13 protein-coding genes are annotated in these 12,039 nt (G+C 62.6%); 6 read left to right on the top strand and 7 right to left on the bottom strand.

The window, feature by feature from the left end:
- Positions 1-23: 23 nt before the first annotated feature.
- Entirely contained in the window at positions 24-809 is a 786-nt protein-coding gene (locus EN804_RS02870; RefSeq protein ID WP_135918663.1) for an SDR family NAD(P)-dependent oxidoreductase, read from the bottom strand.
- 160 nt (positions 810-969) lie between these two features.
- Between EN804_RS02870 and EN804_RS02865 the strand changes: the two genes are divergently transcribed.
- The gene (locus EN804_RS02865) at positions 970-1,236 is read left to right on the top strand and encodes a hypothetical protein (RefSeq protein ID WP_127280506.1); all 267 of its coding nucleotides are present in this window, start codon (positions 970-972) and stop codon (positions 1,234-1,236) included.
- The gene (locus EN804_RS02860) at positions 1,233-1,436 is read left to right on the top strand and encodes a hypothetical protein (protein WP_127280505.1); all 204 of its coding nucleotides are present in this window, start codon (positions 1,233-1,235) and stop codon (positions 1,434-1,436) included. The genes EN804_RS02865 and EN804_RS02860 overlap by 4 nt, the downstream gene beginning before the upstream one ends.
- A 58-nt stretch (positions 1,437-1,494) precedes the next feature.
- Here the strand turns inward: EN804_RS02860 and EN804_RS02855 are convergent, their stop codons facing one another.
- A complete protein-coding gene (locus EN804_RS02855) occupies positions 1,495-3,129 on the bottom strand; it encodes a M20/M25/M40 family metallo-hydrolase (RefSeq protein ID WP_189343636.1) in 1,635 nt (544 codons plus the stop codon).
- 266 nt (positions 3,130-3,395) lie between these two features.
- On the opposite strand from EN804_RS02855, the gene EN804_RS02850 reads away from it, so the two are divergent.
- The gene (locus EN804_RS02850) at positions 3,396-3,593 is read left to right on the top strand and encodes a hypothetical protein (protein WP_127280503.1); all 198 of its coding nucleotides are present in this window, start codon (positions 3,396-3,398) and stop codon (positions 3,591-3,593) included.
- A 735-nt stretch (positions 3,594-4,328) separates the two neighbouring features.
- Here EN804_RS02850 and EN804_RS02845 read toward each other — a convergent pair.
- Positions 4,329-4,472, bottom strand: a complete 144-nt coding sequence (locus EN804_RS02845; RefSeq protein ID WP_246693348.1) for a hypothetical protein — start codon at positions 4,470-4,472, stop codon at positions 4,329-4,331.
- Between the two features lie 171 nt (positions 4,473-4,643).
- On the opposite strand from EN804_RS02845, the gene ade reads away from it, so the two are divergent.
- Entirely contained in the window at positions 4,644-6,461 is a 1,818-nt protein-coding gene (gene ade, locus EN804_RS02840) for an adenine deaminase (protein ID WP_135918662.1), read from the top strand.
- A gap of 24 nt (positions 6,462-6,485) precedes the next feature.
- Here ade and EN804_RS02835 read toward each other — a convergent pair whose 3' ends face one another.
- Both EN804_RS02835 and EN804_RS02830 read right to left on the bottom strand, forming a co-directional pair.
- A complete protein-coding gene (locus EN804_RS02835; protein ID WP_127869431.1) occupies positions 6,486-7,646 on the bottom strand; it encodes an alpha/beta hydrolase in 1,161 nt (386 codons plus the stop codon).
- Positions 7,647-7,783: 137 nt separating this feature from the next.
- Positions 7,784-8,857, bottom strand: a complete 1,074-nt coding sequence (locus EN804_RS02830) for an alpha/beta hydrolase (RefSeq protein WP_127869430.1) — start codon at positions 8,855-8,857, stop codon at positions 7,784-7,786.
- A gap of 413 nt (positions 8,858-9,270) precedes the next feature.
- On the opposite strand from EN804_RS02830, the gene ilvA reads away from it, so the two are divergent.
- Together ilvA and EN804_RS02820 are read left to right on the top strand one after the other, a co-directional pair.
- On the top strand, positions 9,271-10,527 hold the full coding sequence (ilvA, locus tag EN804_RS02825; protein WP_135918661.1) for a threonine ammonia-lyase IlvA: 1,257 nt from the start codon (positions 9,271-9,273) through the stop codon (positions 10,525-10,527).
- Positions 10,524-11,078, top strand: a complete 555-nt coding sequence (locus EN804_RS02820; protein ID WP_135880247.1) for a DUF1697 domain-containing protein — start codon at positions 10,524-10,526, stop codon at positions 11,076-11,078. The genes ilvA and EN804_RS02820 overlap by 4 nt, the downstream gene beginning before the upstream one ends.
- Positions 11,079-11,125: 47 nt before the next feature.
- Here EN804_RS02820 and EN804_RS02815 read toward each other — a convergent pair whose 3' ends face one another.
- Together EN804_RS02815 and gloA are read right to left on the bottom strand one after the other, a co-directional pair.
- Positions 11,126-11,419 (bottom strand): DUF2218 domain-containing protein, encoded by a 294-nt coding sequence (locus tag EN804_RS02815; RefSeq protein WP_135918660.1) that lies wholly within the window; start codon positions 11,417-11,419, stop codon positions 11,126-11,128.
- 132 nt (positions 11,420-11,551) lie between these two features.
- A complete protein-coding gene (gene gloA, locus EN804_RS02810; RefSeq protein WP_127280045.1) occupies positions 11,552-11,992 on the bottom strand; it encodes a lactoylglutathione lyase in 441 nt (146 codons plus the stop codon).
- Positions 11,993-12,039 lie beyond the last annotated feature (47 nt).

The following is a 12,039-nucleotide window of genomic DNA, read 5'->3' as shown; positions in this document are numbered from 1 at the left end:
GGCCTCGGCGTGTCGTCGACAAGTCAGCCTTTCGGAGCCGATCCCGGTTCGGCCATCTTGCGGTGCTGTTCAGCCAGGGTGCCAGCCGGGGTGACATGGGCGGCTGCCACCTGGAGCTTGTTCCTCCGGCCGCTGATGACCTGTTCCTCGCCCGCCAGCAACGCGTCATAGCCGGCGCGCGCGACGTCGGCCGGATTGTCCTTCTCGTCGGTGCCGACCTTGGTGTCCATCATTTCGGCACGTTCGAAGAACCGCGTCTGCGTCGCACCGGGCATCAGCACCGTCACGGTGACGCCGGTGTCCTTCAATTCGTGCCGTAGCGCGATGGCGAAAGAATCGATGAACGCCTTGGTGCCGTTGTAGACTGCCTGGAACGTGCCCGGCATGAAGCCGGCGATCGATCCGGTAAACAGAATACGCCCGCGTCCGCGCCTGGCCATCCTCGCGGCCAGTTGATGGGCCAGATAAATTGTTCCGGTGATATTGGTGTCGACGATGCGACGGATCTTGTTCCAGTCCTGGTCGACGAAGCCGTGACCCAGGCCGCGCCCCGCATTCAGAAAGAGCAGGTCGATATCCCGATTTCCGATCCGCGACACCAATCTGTCGGCGCCCTCCACGGTTGCCAGGTCGACCTCAAGCGCCTCGACCGCCACGTCGTGCGAAGACAGCGCCTCTGCCGCCTGCTTGATCGCCGGCTCATCGGCCGCGATGACAAGGTTATAACCGGCCTTCGAGCAGAGCTTGGCAAGTTCCTTGCCGATGCCGCTTGAGGCCCCGGTTACCACCGCGAGTTTAGTTGCCGTCATCATATCCTCCGCTCCTGACCGCCGCCCCCAACCATCCCAAGCCAGGATTGTTCCGTGGTCGGTTGCCCGCGTCCGACGACGCGCTCCCGGTCGACAAGTTTTCTCGGGCAAGGTGGAACAACCTTCGTGGCCGACAGTTCGGCGGCAAAGGGAGCCGCGGATGCAGTATGCGCAAGACATCGCCCTCAGGCGCGTTGATATACTGATCGAGCAGTATGTCGTCGCCAGAAGCAAAACCTGTGACTTCGTCTCGACGGAACTGGCTTGCAATGCCATCCGGTCGGTCATGCGCAGCCCCGTCAATGATGCGGAACTCGACCTCATGCTGGCCAGGAAGGCAATGAAACAGGGCCTGTCGGTTCGCTTCGACCGCACGGGACGTTGGTCCGACGTGGTGCCGAAAGCAGGTCAGGAGGACTTGAAATGAGAACGATTCTGCTAATTGCGGCGCTCTTCGCGTTGGCTGGGTGCAATGAGAACAACGCGGATCCGGCCAAGTCCAAGACCGATACGGTGAACAGTCAGCCTGTCGACAAAAATCCGAAAGTCGACAGCAATCCGACGCCTCAGACGAGCTCCGGCGGGGATCAGCAAGGCACCCAGCCCACGCAGCCAGCCAAGCCCTGAACTCGGGCGGGAACCGGCCTGTGCCCTTGCCCACGCAGGGATATGAGGCGGGGCTGCGTCACTCCGCGTTGAGCAGGGCCCTGCAGGTTTGGCTGAGAACACGTGGCAGGACGCTGAACGCATACCCAGTGTGCAGCCGTTCGAGCGGCGTGTGATAATCACGCCCCCACGGGCCGATATTGATCGTCGGGATACTGGCAAGGCCTCGGTGCGCGGGCCAGCGCACCCCGTCGCTCCACATAGGCGTGTTGCGGGCGACCACATCGAGCGAGGATTCTGCCGCTTCACCAAAGAAGCTCATATCGGAGATGCCGGCGAAATAATCGGCGCAAGCAATCGTACAGCCGTAGAGTCCGTCTGCGTTGGCGGCAATGTCGCCGGCAATCGCGCGCAGCCTTCTGGCTGCGGGGGTCTGCGACAGGTTCGTTGGCAGGTAAGGTATGGAGCCAAAGCCTATGACCACCGCCGGACCTGACAAACGGCTCAGCCGCCATGCCTCTTCGATGACAAGCCGGCATTGTTCAGGTAGCGAAAGTTCACTGGCCGCGAGCGACGCGCCCAGTGCGCCAACCCTGGATATGGCTTTCCCATCGAGGCGGTCAGCGACAGCCTCGTAACGGTATAGGGCAATGTTGTCGACTACGTCGATAGCGGCCGGCTCGTTACCCGGGCCGAGCCGCTGTTTGAGAGCGCCCAGGCAAGTCGAAGCCGCTTGTGCGCAAAGCTGTTCGAACCGGTCGAACACCTCGCCGGGTGTCCTGCGATAGCTCAGTACATTGAAGCTGGCATAGGCGCTTGCCGGTGTCGTCACGTCATAGCCGGCCTTGCCGTCGCGAATGCTGAGCAGGCTCGCCGGCGTGCCGGGCTCCGACCGGGACTGATCGGTCAGCTCCGGCGCCCATTCCACACGCGTGGCTATCGCGGCAGCCAGCGTCGCGGCATTCAAGCCATTCAGCGGAAAACCGCTATGGGCGGGAACGCCGACAACATAAGCCGTCGGCAGCAGCTTGCCCACAGTGCCCAGCGCGATGATTCGCCCCTTACTGCCGTCGCCATCGTCCGCGATCGCATCGAGATTGATCGCGGCCGCAAATTCCAGTTGGCATTCGTCGGCGATGGTAGGAAGAGCCTGCGCCGCCCTGCGCGCGCCGGCCGAGTTGTTCTCTTCATCGGGTACGGCGAGGAAGAAGATGTTCCCCGCCGGATTGATGCTCTCCGCGAATTGCGTGCAGACGGCCAATCCCGCGGCAAGGCCCGCCTTCATGTCGAGCAGACCGCGTCCGGCGAGAAACTCTCCGGAGGCAAAATCGACGCGTGCGCGTCGGGCGGCGGCCGTCTCGGCTGTGGCCAGGGTCTTGCCGAGCGCAGGCGTGAGCAGGCCCGGCCGGGTCGCGAGATCCTCAAGCTCGCCATAGTCGCGCGTCGTGACGGTGTCGTAATGTCCCGTCAGCACCACAGTGGCCCGGCCACCTCCGCGCAGCAGCATCGCCACGCAGTGTCGGCCGTCTCCGGGCTCGACCTCGATCGTCCAGATTTCCGCATGGCGAAAGGCTGTCTCTTGGCGAAGTTTGCCGGCAAGCCATGGCCCGAACGATGCTTCATCCTCGCTCCCGGTGACGCTCCTGCGCTCGGTCAGGGCGAGCGCCCAGCGTTCGGCGCAGGCGGGCAAGCCCTCTTTTGCTCCACCGTTCATCACCGTCTCCGACATGCTTCGAGAGGTCGAGTTTAGCGTCGGCTAGCTTGTTCCTTCAAGAGCGCGACCGGCTGGGCCTAGCAGCGGCAAGTCTCCCCTGTCGATACCTCGTTGTCGGAATGTGGATGCTGATTATCTGGCCTGCGATTGGAACAACTCGCTCGGTGGCTGGTTGGGCAGCATCCCGTTCCAGGAGATGCGGGCCGTCGACCAGGCAAGTCAAACACGGTTGACCAATCCAGATCTCCACAATCTAGGGAGATTATATGACCTCACGCGACAATGGCCCTCCCGGCAGCACCGATCAGAAGCCACGCTGGGAAGGCCCGCCGGAAAACCGTCCTCGCGGTTATTTGCCGGCGAAGGATGATCCGGCTGAAGATCGTGACGCAGCGGGCGAAAACCTGAAGGATCCCGACAAGCACGACCTGGGCGATGCGCTCACGACCAGGCGCAACAAATAGAATGCGACAAATGCCACGCCGGGAGCAATCGAAATACTGACAAGGCCGCGCATATGCCGCAGGCAACAGAAGCGCGGGCTTGCGGAAAAGGCGCGGAGCGGGGCGCCTGGGCGACACCCAACAAGTATGGCCGCGCAGGCAACAGTCTGCCAATTCTGAAACCCTGTCGCGATGACTTTGGGGATTATGTCTTTGCTTGTCCAAACCCCTTCCCTCGCCACCGGCATCGGTGCTATCGCAACCCGCTGATGCGCCTCATGCAGATACTCGCAGGAAAAAATTGGCACCGCAATTGGCACCGGACGGGCGATGAGGGGCAGGGACGTAGAGGTACGCAAGCGGCTATCGAGATTAGACAATTACCGGAAAACCGAGCTGGTCGGGACCTTTACGGACACATCGGGATTGCCGGAGCCGTATTTTAAGTCCCTTGCGTCTACCAATTCCGCCACGTCCGCAGCCCAGCCCTTTTCAGATGCCAGACACAGGCCGTCAAGTCGTGTTCTGCGGTGCCTGAACACGCAACCCAGAGGAGATCGCGCAACGATACTGGCGCGATCACGGAATTATCCGCGCCGTGGGCATCTGTAAATATCTGCGCGGCGGACTTGATCCGCCATGGCCGGCGCCTCTCAGGCCCAACCCATTCCCCCGCCCACTGGGGACGCCGGCCGCCCCCCACTTCCGCCAAGACTGGTCTGCGCGCAGCTTGTTGGGCAACGCCGGTGGCGACGCTCAGAACTTGTCGGTCGGCGCGTAATCGACGCCGACACCGACGGTCCAGCCGACGGTGGTGCGTGTGTCTGAGAAGGCGGTGCCCGCATCTTGCGACGTCTCGACGCCGGCGAGGGCGACGCCGCCTATGCCGTAGACCAGCACACGATCAATCGCCTACGACATTTCCGGGCCCGCCGAGTTCCACCGTGCCGTCGATCGAGGAATAGCTGAGGTCGGCTTCGGCGCCGATCCGGCAATCTCCGGGCAAATCCACGCTTCCTCGCTGGCCAAAACGCTGTCGGCTTGGCACAGTCGGGCAAACAGGAGTCTTTGATGGCCCGGAAGCCGCCCGCCCGTGCGACGAAACCCAAACCGTGGACCGACATGGCGACCGATCTGGTCGATGTCGCGATGGGCCGCAAACCCGCCGATCTCGTGATCCGCAACGGGCGCTGGGTGAATGTCCACTCGGGCGAGATCATCGCCGGCACCGACATCGCCATATCAGGCGGCCGCTTCGCCTATTGCGGGCCGAATGCCAGCCACACGATCGGGCAGGGCACCAAGGTGGTCGACGCAGGCGGACGCTATCTCGTGCCCGGCCTTTGCGACGCGCACATGCATGTCGAGAGCGGCATGGTAACGGTCACCGAATTCTGCCGCGCCGTCATCCCGCACGGCACCACCTCGATGTTCATCGATCCGCACGAGATCGCCAATGTGCTGGGCCTGCCGGGCGTGCGGCTGATGCATGACGAGGCGGTGGCCATGCCCATCAACGTGCATGTGCAGATGCCGTCCTGTGTGCCCTCGGCGCCCGGGCTTGAACATGCCGGCGCCGAGCTGACGGTCGCCGATGTCGCTGAAGCGATGACCTGGGAAAACATCATCGGACTTGGAGAGGTGATGAATTTCCCTGGCGTCGCCGCCAACGATCCGGTGATGTCGGGCGAGATCGCCGCGACGGTCAAGGCTGGCAAGACGGTCGGCGGCCACTATGCCTCGCGCGATCTTGGTCTGCCGTTCCACGGCTATGTCGCCGGCGGACCCGAGGATGACCACGAGGGCACGCGCGCCGAGGACGCCATCGCCCGCGTGCGCCAGGGCATGAAGGCGATGCTCAGGCTGGGCTCGGCCTGGTACGATGTTGCCTCGCAGATCAAGGCGGTGACGGAGAGCGGCATCGATCCGCGCAATTTCATCCTGTGCACCGACGATAGCCATTCCGGCACGCTGGTCCATGAAGGCCACATGGACCGGGTGGTGCGCCACGCCATCCAACAGGGGTTGAAGCCGGTGACCGCGATCCAGATGGCAACGCTCAACACCGCCCTTCATTTCAAGCTGGAACGTGAGATCGGTTCGATCGCGCCGGGGCGGTTGGCCGACCTGCTGATCGTCTCCGATCTCACCGCAATGAGCATTGACGAGGTCTATGCGCGCGGCGTCAGGCTGGCCAAGGGCGGCAAGCTCGACATCGATATTCCGGCCTATGATTATCCGAAGACGGCGAAGAACACCGTCAAGCTCGGCAAGAAACTGAAGGCCGGCGATTTCGATGTCGCGGCACCCAAGGGCGCCAACGAAGTGCGGGTGCGGGTGATCGGCGTCATCGAGAACCAGGCACCCACGCGCGCGCTGGAGGCCGACCTGCCAGTCGAGGATGGGCTGGTCGCCATGGATCGCCGCAACGACATATGCCAGATCGCGCTGGTCGAGCGGCACAGGGGCACGGGTGGCGTCACCAATGCCTTCGTCTCCGGTTTCGGTTACATGGCCGACTGCGCCATGGCCTCCAGCGTCGCCCATGACGCCCATCACATCATCTGCGTTGGCACCAACAAGCAGGACATGGCGCTGGCCGTGAACCGGCTGGGGGAAGTCGGCGGCGGCGTCGTGCTGTTCTCCAGAGGCAAGGAACTGGCACTGGTCGAAATGCCGATCGCCGGGCTGATGTCGGACGAGCGCGCCGAGATCGTCGCCGCCAAGGCTGAGAAACTGACCGAGGCGATGCGCAAGATGGGCTGCTCCCTCAACAACGCCTACATGCAGCACTCGCTGCTGGCGTTGGTGGTCATTCCCGAGCTCAGGATTTCCGACGTCGGGCTGATCGACGTGACGACGTTCCAGAAAGTCGATCTGTTCGTCTGAGGCCAGCCGTCCGCTCTTGGCTGTCTACCCGCCGGTGGCGATGGTCAGCACCTTGAACGGCGTCGTGATGATGACTTCGGCGGCGGAGCCGACGACCTTTCCGAGGCCCTGACCGATATTGCTAAGCTGTGCCGGGTCCTCGTCCGCGGCCAGGCCGGCCGGCGTGCGCAGCCTGTTCCCGAGCAATTGCACCAGGAACGGGTTGTCGGCGAATTTGGCGTGGTTGAGGCCGCCGTCGCCGCCCTTCGTCTTGGTCAGGTCGACCACGGCCACGCCATAGGAGGCGAGGTCCGCCGCATTGCCGTAATCGCCGACTCGCGGCTTGTCGCCAGAAATGAGGGACGACAGCTTCAGGGCCCGATCGTCGCCTGAAAGCAGGATGGCGAAGGGCTTGGTAGGTTTGCCGTAGCGGATCATCTGCTTCTTGAACACGTCGACATCGATGTCCGGCGAGGCCAAGATGACATAGCCGAGCTTGCCGCCGAGATCCCGGTCGCCGGTGATGGCGAGTTGGCGCAGCGCCTCCATCGTCAACCAGGTGCCCATTGAATGGGCGATGATGTCGATGCTCTTGACCCGAGTCTTGGCAAGCATCCTGAGCGTTGCCTCGAGGTCGTCGCGCGCGGCATTGGCACTGTCCCTGTCGTAGAGATACCCTGTTGTCTTGGCGCTCGAGGCCCATGAGAACAGCACCGGGGTACCCGGATATTTCGTGTCGTGGGCGATCTGCGTCAGCCGGTAGATGCCGTCGTCGAAACCATTGTTGAAGCCATGCACGAAGACCAGCGCGCGGTCGCCGCGCATGGTGATGTCGGCGCCGACCGCCTTGGCGAATTGCGGCGCGCCTTCATAGTAGGTGACATCCTTGGCTGTGAAGTCCTTGGCCGGATTGCTGTTGGCGGTCCCCTTGGCCCGCTCGATGGCGCCGACCTGATGGCTCCTCGGAACGGTGACGTCGACACGGGCATAGCTGGTGGTCAGGGAACGATCGCTATCGAACACCTGCCGCGGATCCTTCGTTGCCTTCTGGCGCGTCGTCGCAACAAAAATCTCATGCGTGGCCGCGATGTCCGAAGCCGGTGCGGCGATGGTGGTCTTGTTGAGGAGGTCATGCGTAGGGCCGGCGCAGCCGCCGATGGCGAGCGCAAATGCGAGGACGAGCAAACCCTTCAAACGCACAGTCACACGTCGGCTCCCGCAGCGGGGGACGTCAAACGCATGACGTCACTGACTATTCCGATAAGGCCAGAGGCCGGCGCGGTCCAGTTCAAAGTGGATTGATGGCTCGGCAATGGTGCACGGCGAAATCCGCTGCGCCGCATCTATTGCCCAAGCAGGCTGATGCGGTCGGTCACGTCCCGATCGCTGGCGAAACCATCGTCCTCGCGCAGCCGCTGGCCGATCATCTTCACCAGGGCCGGATTGTCGGCGAATTTCGTATGGTTGAAGCTGTCGCTGCCCTTGACCTTTGAGAGATCGACTACCGTCACGCCATAGGTGGCAAGATCGGCGGCATCCTTGTAGTCGCCGACGCGCGGCCGCGAACCGGCGATCAGGCCGGAGAGCCTGAGCGCCCGGTCATCGTCCGACAACAGCAGGATGAACGGCTTGTCGGGCTTGCCGTAGCGGCGCATCTGGCTCTTGAACACATCGACATCGATGTCGGGAGAGGCCAGCACCACATCGCCAAGCTTGCCGCCGAGGTCGCGGTCGCCGCTGATGGCCATCTGGCGCAGCGTTTCCATGGTCACCCAGGTTCCCATCGAATGCGCGACAATGTCGATGCGCCGCGCACCGGACTGCTGCAGCATTCGCAGGGTCACTTCGAGCTGGTCGCGGGCGGCGCTGGCGCTTTCCTTGTCATAGACATAGTCGGTGGTCTTGGCACCCGAGGCCCAGGAAAACAACACCGGTGTCCCGGGATAGCCGGAATCATGCACGATCTGGGTCAGGCGATAGACGGCGTCGTCGAAACCGGTGTTGTAGCCATGGACGAAGACCATCACCCGGCCGCCGCGCGCCGCGATGTCGGCGTTGAGCGCGCTGGAGAATTTCGGTTGGGTATCGTAGCCGACGACCTCGGAAGCCATGAAATATTTGGCCGGATCATCCGACTTGCCGCGTGAGCGACGCTCGATCTGGCCGGTCGTGTGGACTCCCGGAACGGTGACGTTGACGCGGGCGTAGTTCAGCGTCGCCGAGCGTTCGCCGTCGAAAACCTTGTTGGGATCGTCGGATTTCTTGCGCGTCGTGGCGATGAAGATCGAGTGGTTGCCCGCGATTTCCGTCACCGGCGCGGACATGACCGCGCTGCCGAGCAGTTCCTCGGTTTTGCGGCCGCCGCAGCCTGCCACCAGCAAGGCGAGCGCTAGAATGCAAATCGTCTTCAAATGCACGTCAAAAATTCCGATCGAGCCCAAAAAGGGCCATCCACCCTCCGCGATATCTCCCCAGCAGGCGAAGTGCGGCGGAAGTAAGTCATGTCCAGCCAAAATGCGGTCGGCGCCTCGTGACGGTCATCGCAGTGTTGCGCGAAAGCCAAAGCGGCAGGAAGGCCGCAACGTGGCGGAAGGCAGGGGCCTGCATCCCGCCGGATGTCGACTTCGGGCGTCCAACGATGCCCGGCTAGGCTCGATCAAAAAGCGTGAACAAACATTCGCAAGTGCTTGCAAGCATTTCGGGAAGGCGCCGTTGCAGGCACGGGCTCGACCGGGCAATGGTCTTGCGGAGCTGGATGTGTAATAGGGTTCCGGATGTGTAATAGGGTTATTGTCTAACTCGCCCGCGGGCGATCCGGGATGATCTTGCCATGACCAGCTTTTCCGCGCGCGTCGCCACCGCCGCCTCCGCGATCCGCCAGATCTTCCCGCAGACACCGCTGCAGGAAAATGACTATCTGTCGAAAAAGACTGGCGCGCGGGTGCTGTTGAAGCGCGAGGATTTGAGCCCCGTGCGGTCCTACAAGATCCGTGGCGCGTTCAATTTCTTCCGCAAGGCGCTTGGCGAAGGCAACCAGGCCGAACTGTTCGTCTGTGCGTCCGCCGGCAATCATGCGCAGGGCTTTGCCTTCGTCTGCCGCCATTTCGGCAAGAAGGGCGTCGTGTTCATGCCGGTGACGACCCCGCAACAGAAGATCGACAAGACCAGGCTGTTTGGCGGCGACTTCGTCGAGATCAGGCTGGTTGGCGATTTTTTTGACGACTGCTACCGCGCCGCCTTCGAATTCACCGAAAGCTCCGGTGCCCACATGGTGCCGCCCTTCGACCACAAGGACATCATCGAGGGGCAGGCGACGGTTGCCTATGAGATCGCGGACCAGATGTCGGGCGGGCGCATGCCCGACATCGTCATGCTGCCGGTGGGTGGCGGCGGTCTGGCTGCCGGGGTGACGCACTATTTCGCCGATCAGGGCCGCGATGCGCGTTTCGTCTTTTGCGAGCCGGCCGGCGCGCCGAGCCTGCGCGAGAGCCTTGCGGCCGGAAAACGGCTGAGGCTCGCCAAGGTCGACAACTTCGTCGACGGCGCGGCGGTCGCCGAGATCGGCCGCGAACCTTTGCGCTATCTCAAGGAGTTTGCCGCCGACAGCGTGCGGCTGATCCCGGAAAACCGGCTCTGCGCGACCATGATCGAGATGCTCAACATCGAAGGCGTTGTCCTGGAACCCGCCGGCGCGTTGGCGATCGATGCGCTGAAGGATTTTTCGAGGAAGGAAATCCGGGGCAAGACCATTGTCGCTGTGGTGTCAGGCGGCAATTTCGATTTCGAGCGGTTGCCGGATGTCAAGGAACGGGCGCTGCGCTTCGAAGGCCTGAAGAAGTACTTCATCATCCGCTTCCCGCAGCGGCCGGGCGCGTTGCGCGACTTCCTCGAAATGCTGGGTCCGGATGACGACATCGCGCGCTTTGAATATCTGAAGAAGTCGGCGCGCAACTTCGGCTCGGTTCTGATCGGCATCGAAACCAAGGATCGCCGCAATTTCGATCTGCTCAAGGCGAATTTCGAGGCCGAGGGCGTCCAGTATCAGGACATCACCGACAACGAAACACTGGCGGGTTTCATCATATGAGCGGAAAGGTCTTCATCGCCCTATTTTCCGGCATCAATGTCGGCGGCAACCGCATCGTCAAGATGGCCGAGCTGCGGTCGTTCTTCGAGGATCTCGGCTTTTCCGCCGTCTCCACCTATGTGCAGAGCGGCAATGCCGTATTCCGGTCCGACAAGGGCGACGCGGCGGCGCTGACCAAGCGAATCGAGGCGGCTTTCGAGGCAAAATGGGGTTTCCATTCGCGCATCATGGTGCGCGATTTCGGATGGTTCGAACGGCTGGTGCGCGAAAATCCCTATCCGGAAGCGGCCGCCGACCACACGAAGCTCCATGCCTACGCGCTGGAGCGTGAGCCGACCGCCGATGAGGTGGCGCGGCTGGCCGAAAAATGCATCGGGCCCGAGCGCTTCGAGGTCAAGGGCGACGTCCTTTATCTCAGCGCGCCGGACGGGCTTGGCAAATCGGTGTTTGCCAACCTCATTCCACGCACGTTGAAAGTGCCGGGCACGGCCCGCAATTGGCGCTCGGTGCTGGCGCTGCTGGAGATGGCGCGCAAGTCCGATAGCGATTGATCCAGGTGTCTCGCCGGAAATACGCGGCGGCGACACGCATGAACGAACTACGCCGCCTCGGCGCGTTTCCAGTCGAAGGCCAGTTCTTCGCGGAACGCAAAGCGCTTGATGTGGTCGGCAACGACGCTTTCGAGCCGCTCGATCGAAGCGGCTTCGTTGGTCGATACCGTGATGTGCAGCGCTGCCCCGTCGGCGTCCATGACCGTGCGGCCGAGTGAAAGGTCGATGACGCCGTGGTTGGGGTCGAACTCGACGGGAAACTTGTGCGCCCAATGTTTGCACAACTGCTGCAGATAGCGGCTCGCGTGCGCCGTGGTGACATTGGCATGGCTGGTCGGCATGAAGGGGGTTCTCCGAAGCTCAATCTCGTGACGTAGCGCCGCTTTTCACGGCAGGCGCCATAGCCGGATAGATAGGCACCACCAAGCGAAACATCACGGAGTGGCCGCCGGTCACTCCAAAAGGGTGATCGATTACCAGCTTCCGGTGTTCGCCATCGACGCCCACGGTTCTGCCTTGGCCTTGGCGGGGCCTTTCTGCAGAAGCTCGATGGAGATGCCGTCCGGCGACCTGATAAAGGCCATGTTGCCGTCGCGCGGCGGCCGGTTGATGGTGACGCCATTGTCCATCAGTCGCTGGCAGGTGGCGTAGATGTCGTCTACCTCGTAGGCAAGGTGGCCGAAATTGCGCCCGCCCTTGTAGTCTTCAGGATCCCAGTTGTAGGTGAGTTCGACCAGCGGCGCCTTGTCGGCGATGCCGCTCTGCTCGTCCTCGGATGCGGCCAGGAAGATCAGCGTGAAGCGGCCCTGCTCGTTTTCATAGCGGCGAACTTCCTTCAGCCCGAGCTTGTTGCAGTAGAAATCGAGCGAAGCATCGACATCGGCGACGCGGACCATGGTGTGCAGATAGCGCATGTGTTTTCCTCGATCTGTTGGGTTGCGGCGCAACATAGGGTCGGCCC

Source organism: Mesorhizobium sp. M8A.F.Ca.ET.161.01.1.1, assembly GCF_004792105.1.
GTDB lineage: Bacteria > Pseudomonadota > Alphaproteobacteria > Rhizobiales > Rhizobiaceae > Mesorhizobium.
The sequence above is the reverse complement of the archived record's forward strand: the minus strand, read 5'-3'. Positions and strand labels throughout refer to the sequence as shown.